At 41.4% G+C, this 19,321-nt stretch carries 21 protein-coding genes and 1 riboswitch; of the genes, 6 read left to right on the top strand and 15 right to left on the bottom strand.

The window, feature by feature from the left end:
* Entirely contained in the window at positions 1–1,080 is a 1,080-nt protein-coding gene (locus tag D4N35_RS03365; protein ID WP_120069982.1) for a sugar ABC transporter substrate-binding protein, read from the bottom strand.
* Positions 1,081–1,497: 417 nt separating this feature from the next.
* On the opposite strand from D4N35_RS03365, the gene D4N35_RS03360 reads away from it, so the two are divergent.
* The 3 genes from D4N35_RS03360 to D4N35_RS03350 all read left to right on the top strand — a co-directional run bounded on the left by D4N35_RS03360 (position 1,498) and on the right by D4N35_RS03350 (position 3,680).
* Positions 1,498–1,965 (top strand): C40 family peptidase, encoded by a 468-nt coding sequence (locus tag D4N35_RS03360; protein WP_120069978.1) that lies wholly within the window; start codon positions 1,498–1,500, stop codon positions 1,963–1,965.
* 204 nt (positions 1,966–2,169) lie between these two features.
* Positions 2,170–2,979: a hypothetical protein gene (locus tag D4N35_RS03355; protein ID WP_120069975.1), complete on the top strand. Its 810-nt coding sequence runs from the start codon at positions 2,170–2,172 to the stop codon at positions 2,977–2,979.
* Between the two features lie 62 nt (positions 2,980–3,041).
* The gene (locus D4N35_RS03350; RefSeq protein ID WP_313957214.1) at positions 3,042–3,680 is read left to right on the top strand and encodes an MFS transporter; all 639 of its coding nucleotides are present in this window, start codon (positions 3,042–3,044) and stop codon (positions 3,678–3,680) included.
* A 51-nt stretch (positions 3,681–3,731) separates the two neighbouring features.
* Here the strand turns inward: D4N35_RS03350 and D4N35_RS03345 are convergent, their stop codons facing one another.
* Positions 3,732–3,995: a YesK family protein gene (locus D4N35_RS03345; protein WP_164876275.1), complete on the bottom strand. Its 264-nt coding sequence runs from the start codon at positions 3,993–3,995 to the stop codon at positions 3,732–3,734.
* A 202-nt stretch (positions 3,996–4,197) separates the two neighbouring features.
* On the opposite strand from D4N35_RS03345, the gene D4N35_RS03340 reads away from it, so the two are divergent.
* The gene (locus D4N35_RS03340; RefSeq protein WP_120069970.1) at positions 4,198–4,530 is read left to right on the top strand and encodes a DUF3784 domain-containing protein; all 333 of its coding nucleotides are present in this window, start codon (positions 4,198–4,200) and stop codon (positions 4,528–4,530) included.
* Between the two features lie 101 nt (positions 4,531–4,631).
* Positions 4,632–4,729: riboswitch (TPP riboswitch) on the top strand.
* Positions 4,730–4,795: 66 nt separating this feature from the next.
* Entirely contained in the window at positions 4,796–5,371 is a 576-nt protein-coding gene (thiT, locus tag D4N35_RS03335) for an energy-coupled thiamine transporter ThiT (protein ID WP_120069967.1), read from the top strand.
* Between the two features lie 265 nt (positions 5,372–5,636).
* Here the strand turns inward: thiT and D4N35_RS03330 are convergent, their stop codons facing one another.
* The 3 genes from D4N35_RS03330 to D4N35_RS03320 all read right to left on the bottom strand — a co-directional run bounded on the left by D4N35_RS03330 (position 5,637) and on the right by D4N35_RS03320 (position 9,238).
* Positions 5,637–7,232, bottom strand: a complete 1,596-nt coding sequence (locus tag D4N35_RS03330; RefSeq protein ID WP_164876274.1) for an amidohydrolase — start codon at positions 7,230–7,232, stop codon at positions 5,637–5,639.
* A gap of 57 nt (positions 7,233–7,289) precedes the next feature.
* Positions 7,290–8,318: a type 2 isopentenyl-diphosphate Delta-isomerase gene (gene fni / locus D4N35_RS03325; protein WP_120069964.1), complete on the bottom strand. Its 1,029-nt coding sequence runs from the start codon at positions 8,316–8,318 to the stop codon at positions 7,290–7,292.
* 107 nt (positions 8,319–8,425) lie between these two features.
* The gene (locus tag D4N35_RS03320; protein WP_120069960.1) at positions 8,426–9,238 is read right to left on the bottom strand and encodes a squalene/phytoene synthase family protein; all 813 of its coding nucleotides are present in this window, start codon (positions 9,236–9,238) and stop codon (positions 8,426–8,428) included.
* 550 nt (positions 9,239–9,788) lie between these two features.
* On the opposite strand from D4N35_RS03320, the gene D4N35_RS03315 reads away from it, so the two are divergent.
* Complete coding sequence (locus D4N35_RS03315; protein WP_120069957.1) at positions 9,789–10,355, top strand: Uma2 family endonuclease; 567 nt, start codon at positions 9,789–9,791, stop codon at positions 10,353–10,355.
* A gap of 145 nt (positions 10,356–10,500) precedes the next feature.
* Here the strand turns inward: D4N35_RS03315 and D4N35_RS03310 are convergent, their stop codons facing one another.
* The 10 genes from D4N35_RS03310 to D4N35_RS03265 form a co-directional block, all read right to left on the bottom strand.
* Complete coding sequence (locus tag D4N35_RS03310) at positions 10,501–10,803, bottom strand: dihydrofolate reductase family protein (protein ID WP_306463598.1); 303 nt, start codon at positions 10,801–10,803, stop codon at positions 10,501–10,503.
* A gap of 107 nt (positions 10,804–10,910) precedes the next feature.
* The gene (locus tag D4N35_RS03305; RefSeq protein ID WP_144460779.1) at positions 10,911–11,708 is read right to left on the bottom strand and encodes a hypothetical protein; all 798 of its coding nucleotides are present in this window, start codon (positions 11,706–11,708) and stop codon (positions 10,911–10,913) included.
* Positions 11,709–11,738: 30 nt separating this feature from the next.
* Entirely contained in the window at positions 11,739–12,527 is a 789-nt protein-coding gene (locus tag D4N35_RS03300) for a hypothetical protein (RefSeq protein ID WP_120069951.1), read from the bottom strand.
* Positions 12,528–12,586: 59 nt separating this feature from the next.
* Entirely contained in the window at positions 12,587–13,156 is a 570-nt protein-coding gene (locus tag D4N35_RS03295; RefSeq protein ID WP_120069947.1) for an STM3941 family protein, read from the bottom strand.
* Between the two features lie 90 nt (positions 13,157–13,246).
* Positions 13,247–14,338, bottom strand: coding sequence for a hypothetical protein (locus tag D4N35_RS03290; RefSeq protein ID WP_128205395.1), 1,092 nt, complete (start codon positions 14,336–14,338; stop codon positions 13,247–13,249).
* Positions 14,339–14,801: 463 nt separating this feature from the next.
* Positions 14,802–15,893 carry a hypothetical protein gene (locus D4N35_RS03285; protein ID WP_120069942.1) on the bottom strand — a complete coding sequence of 364 codons (1,092 nt, stop codon included), beginning with the start codon at positions 15,891–15,893 and terminating at the stop codon, positions 14,802–14,804.
* A 194-nt stretch (positions 15,894–16,087) separates the two neighbouring features.
* On the bottom strand, positions 16,088–16,702 hold the full coding sequence (locus D4N35_RS03280; RefSeq protein ID WP_128205394.1) for a hypothetical protein: 615 nt from the start codon (positions 16,700–16,702) through the stop codon (positions 16,088–16,090).
* 168 nt (positions 16,703–16,870) lie between these two features.
* Positions 16,871–18,565: a T7SS effector LXG polymorphic toxin gene (locus D4N35_RS03275; RefSeq protein ID WP_120069936.1), complete on the bottom strand. Its 1,695-nt coding sequence runs from the start codon at positions 18,563–18,565 to the stop codon at positions 16,871–16,873.
* A 5-nt stretch (positions 18,566–18,570) separates the two neighbouring features.
* Positions 18,571–18,831 carry a DUF5344 family protein gene (locus tag D4N35_RS03270; protein ID WP_120069933.1) on the bottom strand — a complete coding sequence of 87 codons (261 nt, stop codon included), beginning with the start codon at positions 18,829–18,831 and terminating at the stop codon, positions 18,571–18,573.
* 3 nt (positions 18,832–18,834) lie between these two features.
* Positions 18,835–19,248: a DUF5082 domain-containing protein gene (locus tag D4N35_RS03265; RefSeq protein WP_120069930.1), complete on the bottom strand. Its 414-nt coding sequence runs from the start codon at positions 19,246–19,248 to the stop codon at positions 18,835–18,837.
* Positions 19,249–19,321: the final 73 nt, after the last annotated feature.

Below are 19,321 nucleotides of genomic sequence, written 5' to 3'. Positions count from 1 at the left end.
TTAATTTTCTCTGAGCTTTTTCATCCAGTCTTCGTTGAAATCATCGGACTCTCCCCAACCTTCGACTACTTCTGCCAAACTATCCATCGTCGTTTCAGACGACAAATCTTCTTTTTTAATCAATTTCGGTTCAAGCGCATATGTTTCCGGTGTATCTTCACCTGCAATCTTCTTTGCTAACAAACGCATATTCATTACACCGATTAAGTAGGGATCAACAGCTGCTGTAGATTCCCATGTGCTCCCCTCTTCCAACATCATGTTAATATCCTGATTGGAGATATCAATTGAGACCAATTTAATATCAGGCCGTTTATTATCTTTAAGCGCTTTGAATCCTCCTTTAGCCATTTCATCCCAAGATCCCCAAATAACATCCACTTTTCCTTCCGGATACTTGCTTAAGATTGAGCTAACACCTGAGGCAATATCCCCTTGAACATTTTGCATATTGGACGGCCCAATCGTTTCTAACGTTTTAATCTTGCCTTCTTTTTCATATTTTTTATAAATCTCTTCCCTGCTATCAAGTGGCGGTAATCCTCCAAACCATAATTTAATGACATTAACAGGCTCCCCACCTTTTGTGTAACTGGCAACTTCATCGAGGCTAAGCTCGGCCAATTTATGGTCGTTTTGGGCAGTATATGTAACCCCTTCCAATTTTTCGCCGTTTTTAACAGCGACGGTATCAAACGTTACAACCTTTATTCCCTTATCTAAGGCCGGCTTAATCATATCGTATGAATACGATTCCTTGCCATGAGAAATAACAAGTCCATCATAATTTTTCTGAATAGCTTGTGATACAAGGTTTTGGAACTTTGCATCATCCCCATCCGAAATAAATGTGTCTACTTTAAAGCCTAAGCCTTCTCCTTCACTTCTGGCTCCATCTAAAAATTGCTTCGTATGGTCATCCGAAGGGAGATTCCTGATTACAGCAACTTTAACGTCTCCCTGAACACTCTCCGGTACACCTTCAATTTTTTCTCTTGGTTTGGATTGGGTACTTTCTTTACTCCCGCAGCCTGCTATTACCAGCAACAACAATAAAAACAACAAGAAACATTTTCTCAACTAGATAACCCCCTGAATTAATACTTTTTATTTTCCTCACAGCAATTACTAAACTTTTTGACTATCAATAACCCCCTTTTGCATGGAAGCGTATCCAAAAGCAACAAAACCTTTTCAAACATACACAAATGCACACATACTTTTGATATAAAATGTTTGTTGTTAACAACATATTAACACTAATTAACAAATAGTCAATATATTTTTAATGTATAATCTACTTGAATTAAATTATTAATGTAAATAGTCCTACTCTAAATAAAATTAACAAGACTTGCCTCCATATATGCTTTTTCCATTCCGGCGAATTCGTAATACATTTGTTACATAACTGAAAAACAAAGTCACAATTTGTCGTGTTATGCTATATCTAACATAAACAAGAAAATGCTGGAGTTTCAGGGGGAAAGTGCTAGAATGACGATGTTAAAAAAAGCTTTGGTTTCTTTATTCGCCGTTATCACATTCGCAGCAGTGATCACTCAACCTATAAATACCGCAAGTGCAGCAAGCAAACCAACAGGATCGGCCATTGTGAAAGAAGGTAAAAAGTACTTGGGCGTCCGATACAAGTATGGCGGAACGACTCCAAAAGGCTTCGACTGTTCAGGCTTCACTTCCTATACCTTTAAGAAAAAGAATGTCAAGCTTCCAAGAACGGCAGCTGAGCAATATAAAAAAGGAAAATCTGTCAGCAAAAAGAACTTGAAATCCGGAGATCTCGTATTCTTTAAAACAACTTCCAAGAAAAAAATTTCACACGTCGGAATTTACATAGGGAACAATAAATTTATCCACTCTGCAGGAAAAGGTGTATCCATTACCTCCATCAATGATCCTTATTATTGGAAATCCAAATATGCGGGTGCAAAAAGGGTACTTTAACTCCCTTTTTCATTAAAACAGACAGCGACGATTTGAACTCTCGCTGTCTGTTTTTTGTATGGATTTCTTCCAAAATCAAACCCTCTCCTTTCATCAGTATCCTTTACCCCAACAATATCTGTATACCTCGAAGTTGTTTCATTCCATTCATCAAGGGAAAAGTAAACCAGATGTACTTACTTGGCTTCAAGGAGGAGTGCACTGATGAAAAAAGCGTTGCAAACCGGTCTTCTATTGTCTCTTATTTTACTGGCGGCCGCCTGTTCTAATAATGCTACGACACCTGGCAAAAAACCTGCCGCTGATCAGAACCAAACGGAAAAAGCAGTTGAAGGTGAGGCCAAAGAAGCTACAGACGAGGTGGACAGCAGCTCGAACCACAGTATGACACAAGCAGAAGTCATCGAGGCTGTGAAAGACCAAATCCATACAAACTTAACGATCAAGCTTCCACATGAACTGCCCCTGGATAATGGCAAGCACCTGACGGCAACAACCAAATCGGATGAAAATCGTTACTCGGTTGTTTTTTTTCAAAGTGATGAGCCGATACCAATCAATAATGAAGAACTGGTCAATGACAGTGGTGCAGCTGACCGGATAGCGCGGATAGAAGTAAAAAAATACGAAAGCCAAGAAGCTGCAGATGAGGAAATAGCATTTGAGAATTTCAGTGAAACTGGCGGACAACCAACTGACCTGGGGCATCATATAACGGGTTACCAAGATGCAGGTGCCGGTTCTGTATGGACAAGCTGGAATGAAGGACGCTGGGCTCTTTCATCACACGCATTTACCAATAATGGTGAAGAAGGGACAGCTCTCGCCCGGGATGCCGTACAATTTTTGGAGGACCACACACTTCCTGTTCCAAAACCGCATGGACATGCCTTTCTTGACGCGGAAGGAAAGAGCACCCGGATCCTGTGGCAGGACGGTCAGGTAGTCTACGCCATCGACCAAGTGACCAACCCGATGGATGCACTGAAGATAGCCACTGCATTTGAAAAATGAGAGAAATGTGATTTGAAAAAAGTACCGTTTATTAATAGTTACACTTTTTTTGCCTCCTTTGGATATGCTTTATCCGAAGGGGACTTTTTGCTAATTGCCAATTCTTCGACTTTTTTGAGAAAAAGGCAATACCTGTCGGCTTTCTCGCTTGTCTGACAGGCCTTTCATATGCAAGCATTCTATCTTATTTATCCATCTATGCCCAAGGAAAAAATCTGCTGAGCATGACAAGTACCTTTTTCCTCGTCTTTGCCGCTGTCATGCTTCTTGCAAGACCGTTCACAGGCAGGTTGTTTGATCTGAAAGGACCTCAATACGTCCTGTACCCCGGATTGGTTTTATTCATCGCCGGGCTGATTATGCTGGCATATACAAGCTCGGCCGCCACATTTTTGACCGCCGGTGCATTGATCGGGCTTGGATACGGATCTTTAGTGCCGAGTATGCAGACGCTTGCCATTCAATCCACGAGTATCGAGCGAAGCGGGTATGCCACCGCCACTTTTTACACTTTCTTCGATGGCGGAATTGCGCTTGGTTCATATATTTTCGGGATCATTACCGCAGCAAACGGTTATCAATCGATTTATTTGATTTCCAGTGCGCTCGTGTGCTGCGTCTTTATATTGCTTATGATTTTAAATCCGAATAAACAAGATGGAAAAGCGGCGGACGCCGTAAAGGAAGTGGAGAGTTTTTAAGGGGGCTGTCTAAAAAGCCCCTAAAATAAATCAAGGGGTTATTTTTAGAGTTTAATGTTTTTTTACTTTTGATATTTTTATAGATATATAAAAGGACAAGATGGTAAAAATAAGGATTGTAAACGCACAAATACCATATGCGGCACCTTCAAAACCTCTAATCTCAAAACTTATGATGAATATGATGATTGATGCCAATAAACCTAAATAAGATGGAATTTTTGCTAAAACTGCTGACTTTTTATTTAGAAGTAAGGTTAGAAGAATGATCACGACACCAACGATACTACCTGTACTAACTGGACCGGATAACAAACAAACCACTCCCCATTTTTTAATTTAATTACTCTAATAATACCAAAGGTTTGAAAAGGTAAGAACTGTAAAATGATTATTCTTTGGAATAACCCCAATTTAACTTTGTTTTCTTTTGATTTACTTTTTTATCGGCCAAACCTTGTGCCGCAGTTGGTATAATAATCAGGAGCATGAAATTTATACGAGAGAGGCTGCTGCTATGACCGGATTCATTATAAATATTATCATTCTCATTCCATTCCTCATTTTCGCCGTCATACTGTCAAAAGGGAAAGGCGCATTTTTGATTGCCGGCTACAATACGAAGTCTGACAGTGAAAAAGCCCAATATGACGAAACGGCGTTGTGTAAATTTATGGGCAAAATAATGTACGGCATTTGTTTTAGTATCTTGCTGTGGGGATTAAGTGAAGCTTTGGAAAACCAGTTACTGTTCATTTTGGGTCTTATTTTATTTATTATCATCGTTATTTTTGCCATTGTGTATATGAATACCGGGAGCCGGTTTAAAAGAAAATCTGATGGCAGATAACGGCCCTCTTTATCTCCATTCCTAGTTCGAGTGAATCTCCTCTCAATAACAGAGATTGCATTTTATTCAAAATATACTACAATAAAGGTAGAAATTTGAATCGGCGTACCAAGGGGAGCTTTTTGCTGAGAGCGGACTCGTTCCGGACCCTTTGAACCTGTTAGATAATGCTAGCGCAGGGATGGTATATAAACGGCAATAAGATTATCATTGCCGTTGTTCCCCTATGGTTACGGTCGGTCATCATATCATAGGGGGTTTTTTTATGGGAAGAGAAAAGATGTCATTACGTGCACTGATGGAGGTATCGATTTTTGCGGCATTTGCAATGATGCTTGATATGATCCCATCCGTTCAAATAACGCCGGCAATTAAGTTTTCAGTTTCCATGGTACCCATTTTTATCGTGTCGCTTCGCTGGGGAATAAAGGCCGGGTTTGCTTCAGGATTTTTGTGGGGCCTGCTGCAAATTGTAACAGGGGATGCTGCCGGACAAATTTTGACGCCTCTTCAAGGATTAATTGAATATTTTATTGCATTCAGTTTTATTGGTGCAGCAGGATTGCTTGCACCTGCTATAAAAAATGTTTTGAAATCTGAAGGAAAAGTCATGCTAGTCTTGTTATTATTAAGTGCTGTATTGATTGGCGGCGCTGCAAGATATATTTGGCACTTCATCGCCGGAATCATTTTCTGGGGGCAGTACGCACCTCCAGGCCAATCTGCTTTTCTTTACTCACTCATCGCAAACGGCACTTCTTGCATTGCCTCTTCCTTAGCTTGCTTTATTGTGATTGCATTGCTTACCACAACAGCACCTCGTCTGCTGCAAGTGAAATGAAGAATAAGTGCAGTTGCTTTAATCAGTTCCAATGGAAGCCAGTCGATTCCCACATGTCTCACTAAGTTTTTCTATAAAAACTTTGATTTGACTAAGCTGCAATCGGGCGTGATTTGTTGAGCAAAAGATAAAAGGGCAATACATATTTTACATGACTAATATGTATTGCCCTTTATTTTTTTGACTTTCTACGATTTAGGCCTTGATAACACGAACTCAAGTATTTTTTTGGTTACATGACAGCAGCAACAAGGACCCTTTCCCTTCAGACCCTCGTCTTCTGATATACCATTTCTCCGCCCATATACGTTTCTTCTACGTTCATGCTGCTAATTTCGGCTTTGTCCGCCTTAAAGATATCTTTTTCAAGAACGATGAAGTCAGCATGGTATCCCGGAGCAAGCCTGCCAACGAAAGGAATCCGGGTAACTTCCTGTGCCGCTTTCGTATAAAGCTCGACCGCTGTTTCAAGCGGAATGCCCTGCTCCTGTCCAATATCTGTCCCGTTGTAAGCCTTCCTGTTCACGGCCGCTTCCAGTCCGACAAATGGATTCACGGGATCATCCCATGCAGTGGCAGGCGCATCTGATGAAAAAGCCACTTGAATTCCTTTTTCCAGAATGGCTTTGACCGGGTAAGATTTTCTCGAACGTTCTTCACCTAAATTGTTCAGGTAGCTTTCTATTTCGGCATATAAAAAAATGGGCTGGGTCACAAAGGCGATTCCGGACTCAGCTGCACGCCGGAGTGCCTGCTCCGTCGGCAGCGACACATGTTCGATTCGAACAGATGGGGCCCCATCCAGCCAATCGGCTTTTTTGTAAAACGTATCAACGACCTGGTCAATGGCCTGTTCCCCCATTGCGTGAACGGCCAATTGGATACCGTATTTTTTTGCCGCTTCCCCTGCTGCCAGCAGCTCCTCTTGACAGGTTGTAGAAATCCCGAAATTTTCACCGTCTCCCAGAAATGCGGGGTTTACCCAAGCTGTCTGGCCGGAAATACTGCCGTCGGCAAATAATTTAATTCCAGCGATATAAACAGGCTGTTCCCTGTCAAAAATGGCCGGCTCATGCAGGTCAAACTGCTGGAACGCATCCCAATTGTAATAGAGGGCCGCCCTTTGCTTCAGCCCTTTTTTCCTTGCAGCTTTATATAAATCATAATAATCGATAGGGTTATGCTCTCCCATCATCTCTGTAATGCCAGTAACACCCTTGGCAAGAAATGTGTCACTGTATTCCGCCAGCAATGCGGCCTTTTGTTCAAGGCTTTTTACAGGCATTTTACTTTTCACTAAATCGGCTGCACTTTCACGCAGTACACCTGTCGGCTCTCCCAGTTTATCACGATCAATTTTTCCGCCTGGAGGATCTGGCGTATCCCTTGTTATTCCGGCAATTTCCAAAGCTTTGCTGTTCACGGTAAGAATATGGGTGCATGTCCGTGTCAAAACAATCGGGATATCACTGGCCGCCTGGTCCAAGTCATGCCTGTTCGGCGCCCTGCCTTCATCCAATTTGCCTTCATCATACCCCCAGCCTTCTATCCATGAATCAGGTCCTTGCCCTTTGAGCCGCTTCTTCAACGCTTGAACCATGCCTGAAATGGATGTCACTCCCGGCGGCGTGCATGCAAGCTGCTTCGATGTTTCCGCAAGCAGCAACGGATGAAGATGGGCATCAATGAACCCGGGAAGTACGCGGCGACCTTCCAAATCATACTTCTCTCCCTGAACAGGAGGCATATCCTCCTCTTTTCCAACCCAAGTAACAATTCCATTACTGACGATCATAGCATTGGCCTCTTTGTTTTTCTGATCCGCTGTAAAAAATTTTCCGTTCATGAAAATGCGATTCAATTTGCAACCCTCCAAATAGAGCAATATGCATCAATTTTCGAGGCCCTCATACCACTATCATCGTTCTTTCAGGCGGGGAGTTCCTTTCAATTCTTGAATTGTCGACGCTCCGATTCCGAACATCGACATCCGAAGTTCCATTTCGCGGATTTTCATTACTTCAATAACATCTTCCGGGCTTTGGGTCGCTTCTTTCAGAATGGATCGCCCGAATCCGACCAGGTCGGCACCCAACGCGATAGTCTTGGCGCCATCCAGCCCCGTCTGCATCCCGCCGCTGGCAATCAGCGGACGGTCCCCAATTTCTCCGCGGACCAGCTTGATCGATTCCACCGTCGGAATCCCCCATTCGCTGAAGCTTTGCGCGGCAGCCCGCCGGATGGGATCTTTGGCACGGAACTTTTCCACCTGGCTCCAGGATGTGCCTCCAGCTCCGGCCACGTCGATAAACGCCACACCGGCCTCAGCTAACTTTTTGGCTGTCTGGCCATCGATGCCCCATCCAACTTCCTTGATTCCGACCGGAACCTCCAGCGTGCTGCACAATTGTTCAATCTTCTTTAATAACCCTTTAAAATTCGTATCTCCCTTTTCCTGAATCACTTCTTGGATGCTGTTCAAATGAAGGACGAGCATATCCGCCTCAGTCATCCCGATAATTTTCCTGCATTCTTCGACACCGTATCCGTAATTGAGCTGAACAGCACCAAGGTTTGCAATAACAGGGACACTCGGTGCGTACTTCCTCATCATGAAAGAGGAGGAATGTCCGTCGCTGTCGAGCAGTGCCCGGGTGGATCCGAGCGCAAGCACCCACCCCCGTTCTTCGGCCGCTGCGGCCAAGTTCCGGTTAATCGTCTCGGCAAGGGCTGTCCCGCCCGTCATGGAACTGATGAGAAACGGCGTTTTGCATTCAAAGCCGAGGAATGTGGTTTCAATGGAGATTTCGTCAAAAGCGATTTCGGGGAGCGCATTGTGGATGAACGTAAACGACTCTAATCCTGTGGAAATCGACTCCCCTGTAACCTTTTCATTCAAAGTGATTTGAATATGCTCAGATTTCCTTTGCTCGATTGAGTTGGCCAACGCCAACACCTGCCTTATCATCAATATTCTTACAGATTTCGCAGCCGCTCCATAGGGGAGACGGGGATTAATAAATCTAAAGCGTTCTCTGCACCTGAAACATGGAATTAACTGATTTGAACTTCTTCTACCGTTTGTTCTACTTCTGCACGTGTGATTTTTTCCCGTCCCTCTTTCATCGCTTTTAACGTTTTCTGAGCCAGGGCAAGCGGCAGACGGCAGAATAATAAAATGCTTTTCTTTTTTAGAAACTTCATATATTCATCTGCCTTTGCCAAGTTTACCTCTGCATATTCAAATAGCTTTGCACGATTCCAGCCGTCGGGTACGAAGCTTACACCACGTTCATCCCAATCTTCCTTTTCATTGCGCAAAATGTTTACGGCCTGAAGCCCGCGCCCATAACCAATGGCAAGTTCCCGGTCTGTTTTTTCTTCGCCATAATGCTCCCAAAGGTCCGACAGCATGACTCCAACAAGTCCTGCAACGTAATATGTGTAGTCATCCAAATCTTCACATGTGCGGATATCCCAGTTTGCTTTTGCCCATTTTGCCATACCAAATGCCATTTCAGAAGCAGCGTTCGTAACGATTGGCAGGGCATCTTTTGGACAAGCTTGCAGCCATTCTTCTAAACGAAGTGTAACTTCGGGCATTTGATCTTTTGTCCGTCCAAGAATTCTTAAATACTCTTGGTTATCAAATGGTTGTTTAAATAATTCGCTTACTTTCATTAAGATCGTGCATTTTACATCATTGTCCAATTCTTCATGGTCTTCAATTTCATCAATTGCCCGAAATACTAAATAAGCAGCTGCAACCGAATACTTTAACTCCTTTTGCAAAAAAGTAATCGGAATATAAAATGTACGACTCGTCTCTTTCAGCATACGCATAGCATCTTTCGGAAATCCACTCATTCTTTTTCCGTACCTCCTATTTAAATCTGGCTATAAATATCGTATCTTAATTTTTTAAAAAACACACGAAAACATACAATAAACGGAGTTGTTCCCTGATCTGGTGTATTACTATATTATCTCATATCCCGGCATTGGTTTAAACAAGGATAAAGGATATAATAAACGCCCTCTATCAGGGTTCACTTATCTTTTTTTAAACAAAAACAGGCTGCCCCATCATAAATGAGATAACCTGTAAACGTTGATATAACGCCGATATTAAAGTATTGAAAATTGCGGAGGTCTACGCGCACCTTCTTTAAGGCACTGTTACCCCTTTAGAGAGAACTTGATCTTATCCATTTTCCAGAAAACGATTTCATTGAATTGACACAATTTCATCGAAAGGTATATCAGAGGATATTATTAATTGCGCTCGGCGGAATAAGTAATCCCAATTCCTCATAGAAGTGTATATCCCCCTCCGAATCAAATGCGAGGGTGTCGCGCATCATTATTTCTTTTTGGTTATTAATTCGAGTATAATTGACTTAGGGTGGTGATTGCTTTGAGTTTATTAAATGAAAGGTATAGCACCTATGAAGAATTTGAATCTGAACGGAAGAAAACAGATAAAAGGTTAGAATTTATCGATGGTGTTATATATATGACTCCATCTCCAAGCATCAAACATCAAGAGATATCATCTTATTTGCACGGTGAGTTATACAATTTATTGAAGGGGAGTAAATGCAAGGTATTCGCTGCACCAACTGACGTCGTCTTTAATAACGAAAGTAAAGATGAAAAAAAGACAGTTGTCCCCGATCTATTTGTAGTTTGTAACCAAGGTAACTTCACTGAAAATGAATACATCGGAGCTCCTGATTTTATTATTGAAATATTGAGTCCTTCAAATAAATCGCACGATATGATTACAAAGCTGAATTTATACATGAATTTCGGTGTTAAAGAATACTGGATAGTAGACCCTATGGAAAATCGTATAATGGTTTATTTCCTGGATCAAGATGGAGAGATTCAATTCACTCTGGTTAATCTAGGGGAAATTGTTACCTCAAACCATTTTAAAGAATTTAAGATAAATACCAATGAATTATTCAACCTAAGCTAATCACTTTTGTGACTAGCTTTCTTCATTAAAAAACGGTCTATTATTTTAAATCACAAATATTCCTTACTTTTCGAACGTGCGTTTTTTTAAAACAGCTATAATAAGGAGAGCTTTTACTTGCATATTTTTTTATTTGTCAGACGTTTTACCTCTTAACCTCATAATGCAATTCAACAAATTGATTAAAGTTCCTTGTTCCTTTCAATGAAAGGTCTAATTGATAATCCCCCTCTTTAAATAAAGGAATTCCTTTGCCGATTATGGTTGGTGCAACTGTTACGATAAGTTCATCAATTAAATTCTCTTGTATAAAAGAATGTAACAGTTCTCCTTCACCAACGATCCAAATTTTTTTGCCAGGTTGGCTTTTTAATTCATTAATAAAATCAGTTATATTAGGGCTGACAAATTTTACATTTTCAGTATCTTCAATGTAAACACGTAGCAATCTTTATTTTTATATGGAAATTCCATTGGAGATCACTCTTGATCGCATAGTAAGATGACGAGCTCCTTTAGAAAGCTCGCCACCAAGAAAAGTATACTTCTGTGATGTTAATTCCGTTCCAACCAAGCTGGAAGCTCTTCCTCTGCAATCAGTTTCATATATTCCTTCATTTCCACAGGATATACATCTATTTCATCTGCTTCCATTACGAAGCTATAATCTAGAAACCACACACACGACTTTCCTCTTAAAAATAGATATACTGGCTCATCGCGCTGCTCCTCTTCCTCTTCTTCCCCGAACATAAACGTAATTGAATCAAAAGCAGCATGACGTTCTTGAAAGTCTCTTAAAAAGGAGCGGAAAGAGATTGGATGATCCTCATCCTCACAAATTGCGTCTATTTCTTCATCTGTATATGTACCCATGGAATCAAACAGTTCTCTTTCGATCTTAAATGGTGCGACCCCCTCTTTTGGCTCTTCCTCAGGTAAACCATAAAAGTCGATCAGATGCTCTACATAATCAAGATTACCACTAATCATCGTAAACATATGATCCATACCTTCGAAACGTTGGACAATCCTGCCTCCATCTGCCAGATGATGAAATATTAATGCATACTGTCCATATACGCAACGAACCTTTTTTGGCGCCTTTATCACAGCATGAATCAGGTCTTCTACTTCTTGGACTAGTTGTGTTGAACGGGTTTCATCCCAATAACCGCGATGCTTTAACAGCCTTTCTACGTGATGCGCGAAAGCGCCTAGCTGTTCCTCTGTCATATCCCGCTTTAGCAATGAGGCTTCACGTGCCACATCCTCATAACCGCACAAGGCGAGCACTCCAATAAATTCATCTGTCGATAAGGCGATCCTCTTTTCTTTTAACAAGTTCATCATCCATCCCTCCATAGGCACATCCGCTCTTTTTTAAAAACCAAACCACATTTTTATCCGTGTCATGATCATCTGAATTAATGAAGATGCTTCTATAGGATAGAAGTATACTTGACCTTGCGTATCTACTTCCGTGTAATCGATATACCAAATGCATGATTTTGACGGTAAAAACAAATGTATTTCCGGAATCTCATTCTCATCTGTGATGTAGTCAGACTTGATCAATGAAAAATTATTGAGGAAACATCCACTCTTCACAAACGATTCCATGAATGCCTGCATAGCTGGAGGATGTTCTCCTTCAGAAAGCAATTCGTTGATTTGTTTTGCGGTCTTTGCAACTGAAAAGGACTGGAACATCTCACTCGACATTATAAAGGGCTCCATGTCGATCGGTTCTTCGGAGGGAAACTGATAAAAGTCTTGTATTGTATCTTCACCTTGTTTATTCTTTGTCATATCTATGTAGTAAAAGCTATGCATGCCATCTTCACATTTTTGCACAAGCACTTTCCGAGACCCCATGTTATGTAAAAGCATCACCGTTTTATCGTGCACGCAACGTACTTTTTTCTCTGCTCTCATCAACAGATGAATCAAACTTTCGAGTCCATGATCTATTTCACCTTTTTCATTTTGATAGCCGCGACGCCATAATAACAACTCCGCTTCTCCGACAACTTCTTGCAGTTGTTCGTCACTTTTCCAATCCCGCGTGTTCTTTAACGCATCAGCCGCCGCCTGCTCGTATCCACACAACAGCATCGCTACGCTTAGTTCTTCTGTCGATAACGAAAATGCTTTTTTCTCCTGAATCATTGTCCATCCCTCCACTCAGGTTTGTTCATTATCGCAATCAGAGGTACAACTGAATGTGCCTATCCAATTTTCTCATGATCAATAAACTGCCCAACAAATTCCAACACTGCCTCTAACGGAACATCACTTGCATTTTGCGGGATACTGATCGGAATCTCTTTTTTCTTGTTCATACTTAAAAGGGCACGTTTCACACCACTTTGTCGCTCCAGGAATGGCTCAAAGTCTTTTGGAATGATGCCAATCATTTTTTGGCCCATCATCGAATACATCACAATCCGTTCAATTTCATCCCAACGGATCTGGCCTACACCAACAAAAGAAGCATTTTCATCAATCCCATCTTTATCAATACGCAGCGATGGCTTCGGTTTTACAAAACGATACAATAAATACACCGTACAAATGCTACAGAACGGGATGCCTACCACCAAGATGAAGGGGAGAATGGGTGCGATGACAGTGGTGATCCCTTGGGCATCCTCTGCAATTTCCCCTCGATTAAACGCCGCCCACACGAGCACGGCCACAAACGCCAATGACAGGATCGAAAGCATCAACATTCTCCCTTTCCCTGGGTAAACAATCATACTTTCTTTACTGACTTGTGTTCGATTTGTTTCACTCACCTGAGATTCCTCCTTCAAACTATTTTTTATGACAATGAAATAAGAGCATCAATACTCTTATATACGAACCCTCGTTTCCTAAAACTCTTACTATTCATACCTATCAATCCTAGATTCGTCAATGTCATCTGGCAATTCCACAAAATATGGGACTTGTAGACGATCTCTGATCGCTCGCTTTAAATATGCACGTTTATCGTCTTCAAATTCATGTAATACCTCTTCTCTTTGAATCGTCCATTCCGGCAGCAATACTGGTTCTGGTTCTTGTCCAGATGTTTGACAATACCATTGACCATGCTCTTTGTACAAAATCATTTCTTTTGGCGGATCAAATTTCATTCGACTAAAATGACGCACACCATTTTCCACATATAAAAATAGCACATTTTCAAATGTCTTCGATCCTTTTTCTCGGTAACTCTCATCCGGATATTCTAGCTCACCATATTCCAAATAACGCCCACTTGACAGCATTTCCTCTGATACTTTTCGTATTGACGCCTCTTCGCGTGCTTTTTCTTCTGCCATCATTTGCGCTCGTTCTTCTGGGGTAATATATAAATCGATACCCGCTACCATCATCACACGTGTCCAAAACAAGGAAAAGAAAAGAGCCCAGCCTGGCCAGATAAGAGCCACCGCAGCATCCTCCCCAAATAAAAACACATAAATGCCCGCGCCTTTCGTCGAATTAAAGGCCCCTGCCAGATGGAACATGAAAAAGGCTCCTAGCGCAATCGTCACTGCCTTTCCTGCAAGCTCACGTATACGAAAGGGAATCCATTTGATCCACGTGAATACAATTAAAAAGATTTGGATCCATAGAAGATTGATATAGACCTCTTGATAAAATGGATGATCGATTAGCGCCTGGATTCCATACAAGTTAATTGCCGCCATTGACCATAAACATGCTGGAATACCTTGAAGATACGTTTTGAGTCGCTCATAACTTGAAAGGTGGTAACTGACAACATACGCAAAACCTACGCTAATAATGAGATAACTCACGTAGAGGACAATCGCAAACAAGCGCCAAGTATCGTTTATGTAAACAAAAAAGATATTTGGAATACTGTAAAGATGAACAAACAGCCCAAACACAAGATAGAAGCCTAAATTTGATCCGTAACTTTCCTTCTCCTCTCTTTGATCAAAAAAAGATTCGGTACTTCCCACAGCCACACCTCAAATCCATAAACAACCGTACCGACGCCAAGGAAAATCATCGTACCTAAGCCGCCCCTCCAGTTGTACCGGTATACGCAGCCACAATATCCAACGCTGTTCCGGCAAGCCAACCGCTACCACCTGGTTTTATATTTTTAAGTGAATTTTTACATCAACGCCCTTTATTGTTGGTATGAAATTGTTCCTTACATTCTTGAACAAGTTCACGGCATTACTCCGACCAGCTTCACGCCGGTGGTAATTTAAACCTCTGACCATTTTTATAATAGATCACCATTGGACCTGAAGCTCTGTTCAACAGACCTCCAACTCCTACTCTAAGCAGATTTCTTAATCCGGCTATTTCTTTTGGAAGATTGCTAGGCATATATCCATAACGTTGAACAATATATTTCCCTTTTGGGTGTTTCATCAACTCATGTATTTTAGAAGCCAGTTTTGAATAGTTTATTCATCCCCTGTCAATCTCGGACTCATCAATGTCACTCGGAATCGCTACAAAGTACGGGACTATACGTCTGTATTCAATTGCTTGTTCCAAATATTCACGTTTATCGACTTCAAATTCTTGCTTTTCCTCTTCTAGATGCTCTGGCAACAACACTCGTTCAGGTTCTTGCCCTGTTGTCTGACAGTACCATTGCCCGTTCTCTTTGTACAAAATCATTTCTTTTGTTGGAGTCCAATCCAAGCGATTAAAATAACGGACGCCATTCTCTACATATAAAAACTCCACATCTTCAAATGTCTTCGATCCCTTTTCCCGATAACTGCTTATTCCCTCTGCAATGTAATAATCCAACTCTCCATACTCCAAGTAACGTCCACTTGACAGCATTTCTTCTGATGGTTTTCTTTTCTGCGCCTCTTCGCGTGCTTTCTCTTCAGCCATCCTTCGGGCCCGCTCTTCTGGCGTAATGTCTAAGTCTATGCCTGCAGCCATAATCAAACGTGTCCAAAATCCAGTGAGAAAAAGGGCGATGCCTGGCCATATGAGGGCTACCGCTACTTCTTTACCAAACAAAAATGCATTAATCCCCATGCCTTTGGTGGAAGCAAAACTCCCCAACAAATGAAATATAAAAAAAGCGCCAAGTATAATGGTTACGATACGGGCTATCCTTTCTCGTGTACGAACTGGGATCCACTTGATCCATGAAAATAAAATAAACAACAATTGAATCCACAGAAGATTAATATAGAGCTCTTGGTAAAATGGTTGATCCACCAGCGCCTGTATTCCATATAAATTAATGGCCACCATTGACCATAGACCTGCAGTGAATACAAACGAATAAGTTGCCAATCGAATATTGTCTGAAAAACGATAGTGTACATATGCAGAAATGGCACTCACAATAAAATAACTTCCCCACAGCAAAATGGCAAACAAACGTGATGTGTCATTTAGGTAAACAAAAAAGATATTGGGAATACTATAGAGATGAACCAACACCCCGAAAAAAAAATGATACCCACTATAAATAAAGAGAAAACTTTCCTTTTTTTCGTATGTATGAGTAGAAGGATTAACATTTATCACAATTTTGCACCTCAATTCCGCAGCTGCAGCAACAATTTTCTCTACAACTTGTCACACAGGCTCTCCTAAAGCCGTTTTTTATCGTACCAAATTATTCTCTACAACAGCTTATAGCTTTTTCAAAAATATATTTTATTCATCCCTGTCAATCTTGGACTCATCAATATCACTCGGAACCTCTACAAAGTACGGGACTATACGTCTGTATCCAATCGCTTGTTCCAAATAGCTTTCTCTTCTCCGATCATTCGCGCTCGCTCTTTTGGAGTAACACCTAAGTCTATACCTCCGGCCATGGTCACATGTGTCCAAAATCCAGAGAAAAATAGAGCTATGCCTGGCCATATGAGAGCTACTGCTACCTCTTTACCGAACAAAAACACATAAATACCCATGCCTTTGGTGGAAGCAAAAATCCCTAACAAATGAAATATAAAAAAAGAGCCAAGTATAATGGTTACGATACGGGCTATCCTTTCTCGTGTACGAACTGGGATCCACTTGATCAATGAAAATAAAATTAAAAATAATTGGATCAATAGAAGATCGATATAAAGCTCTTGATAGAATGGTTGATCCACTAGCGCCTGTATCCCATATAAATTGCTCTCCACCATTGACCATAAGCAAACCGTGAAACCAAGCAAGTTTGTCTCGAGTCGCTCATAACTTGGTAAGCGGTAAACAATAAATGCAGCAACTGCACTAACCACAAAATAACTTAAACAGAGTAAAACATCAAACAAACGCCATATATCATCAATATACACAAAAAAGATATTTGGAATGCTATAAAGATAAACAAACACCCCACCCAAGAGATAAAGGCTTAAAATTGATCGGTACCTTTCCTTCTCCTCACTTTTATCAGAAAAAGAATCGATGTTTCTTACAGCCCCACCTCAGATCCCCATTTCAACACAATATAAAAACCCTAGTAGTAAATAAGGGAAGGGGAGATCCCCCTATCACCTACATTAACCAAACAGGCTACCAAGCGCTTTGGCGCCGCTTGATAGTAAATTCTTCGCTCCTTCTTTGACCTCATTTCCAAAATCACTTGCTGCATTCCAAGCAGCTTTTCCTGCATCTACTGCGGCATTCCAACCTTTTTCAGCTGCAGCTCCAATTTTCTCTCCAACTTGCCGTACAGGCTCTCCTAAAAATGTGTTCGCTGCGAAACCGCCAATTGCTGCGCCAACAAATCCACCAACAACCGTACCGACGCCAGGGAAAATCATCGTACCTATAGCCGCCCCTCCGGTTGCACCCGCATATGCAGCACCAATATCCAAAGCTGTTCCTGCAAGCGCGCGACCCGTTCTTTGTGCCGTACTTTTATCTTTATGTGCATCCGAAAATGCTTCCATAAAGTTGAGTCCCACCGCCAATACATTTCCTGCGCGGGCGAGATTCTTTTGCCAACCGCCGCCACCTGGTTTTATATTTTTAAGTGATTTTTTCACATCAACGCTCTTTATTGTTGGTAAGAAATTGTTACGCAAATTTTTCAATAAGTTTATAGAATTCCCTATAATACCATCCCCACGCCGGAAGTAATTTACAAACCGCTGTCCATTTTTATAGATCACCGTTGGACCTGAAGCTCTGTTCAACAGTCCTCCAACTCCTACGTTAGGTAGATTTCTTAATCCGGCTATTTCTTTTGGAAGATTGCTAGGCATATATCCATAACGTTGAACAATATATTTCCCTTTTGGGTGTTTCATCAACTCATGTATTTTAGAAGCCAGTTTTGAATCGTACTTTCCTTTTTGCTTTGTCCATTTCTTATCGGCCACCAATTTAACAGTACCGTTTCCATTGTCCACGAATTTCAACATGCCCGTTGTAAACATTATTGTCGTCGCTGCACCACGCGCAACATCAACACCGACCAGTCCCCAATTCTGAATCGTTTTTACATCTGTTCCTAAGAAATTCACTACTCCCTGTACTAACGAACGGTCATCTCCACGATCCAAGCGACCCATATTCACGTCCGGCGCTTCCTTATGTAACGTCATCTCTTCGAAATGTGACCTTACGTCTTGAATATTCACCCCTTTTAAAAGAGGTCCGCCTGCATTGGTCCACTCTACCGCTTTTTGCACAATGGTGTCTAGTTCGGTACGGCTCGCTTGTACGTCATCCATTAAATCGACTCCGTCATTATCAAGCATATACAAATCATCAACGACTTCACTTGCGAATTTTCGCGAACTATCGATGCAGTTTAATACTTGGCTTATGTCTAGCTTTCCAAGATTCATAATATGGTTAACCGAAGCGGCATACTCATCCACTTTTTGTTTAGACTGCTCCGTTGACTCCTCAACTTTATCTAGCCCTCGAGTCATTTGCGTATCCCAAAAATCTTCGGTCACTACCCCATTTTCAGAGGGCTCAAATTCAAGGATATATGCCTTCATTTTTTTGATTTTTTCAATCGTAGTGGTGATGTGGGCGCGAAATGCCCGGATCGTTGGGAGCTGTAACTCAGCATGATTCAAGATTATTGCTTCCCCACCTTCTCCAGTGAATGCGCCGTCCATATTCAGTACTCTTTCAATTCCTACATCCATCAAATCCAAAAAATCCAAGCGACGTTGCAATTGATCTATGTCTTTATCAAGCTTCGCGATCGCTTGACTGACATCTAAGATTTTCATTATTTTCACCTCATTTTCCCTGCAAGTTCATGGTCCACATTCTCATATTCTTGCACTAAGGTTTGGAATTGCTGTTCCATTTGACTCAACGCCTGAAAATACATGCTTAATTTATCCTCTATTTCTTCTACTTCTCCGGTTTCAGCTAGCAACATGTCTAGCCCCTCAGTTGAATCAACCGCTTCTTTTTGAAAACTACCAGCAAGCTCTCCGACTGCTTGAAGGATTACTAGGGCTTCCTCTACGTTTACTTTAATTTCCATCATCTATCACCCCTTCTTTTCCCTTGCTAGCTTATCTAGCTTTCTCAAATGGTTAATTCGATCATTTCGGTATTGAATTTGTAGTCTTCCACTCTCCATTTTTTCATGGAGTCGATCTCGCTCACTATCGATGGCATCGATCATTTCTTGGACTTGCTCTGGTAACTTCACATGCTCCTGTTTAAGCATATCTCGCTCTGTCTTTTCGAAGTCAGATGCAATGGTCCCACGCGCTGCGTCATTTCCTAATTCCGGATTATCGATATGACTTTTATCTGATACTAACGTGCTTTTTTCAGTTACTAACTTACTTCTGACATCCAGCAGCTCCTGACGATGCTCTCCTGCTATATCCATTCCTTTCCTAATCGTTCGGATCTCATGATTCAGCATATTAATTTGATTTAAATAATAGCTCATCACCTATACACCCTTCTTCGTTTTTATCACACAGTTTCATCCTTCTTCACTGAATAAAACCCCATCCTTACTG

Origin of the sequence: Siminovitchia fortis, assembly GCF_003605365.2 — a bacterium.
Classification (GTDB): Bacteria; Bacillota; Bacilli; order Bacillales; family Bacillaceae_C; genus Siminovitchia; species Siminovitchia fortis.
The sequence above is the reverse complement of the archived record's forward strand: the minus strand, read 5'-3'. Positions and strand labels throughout refer to the sequence as shown.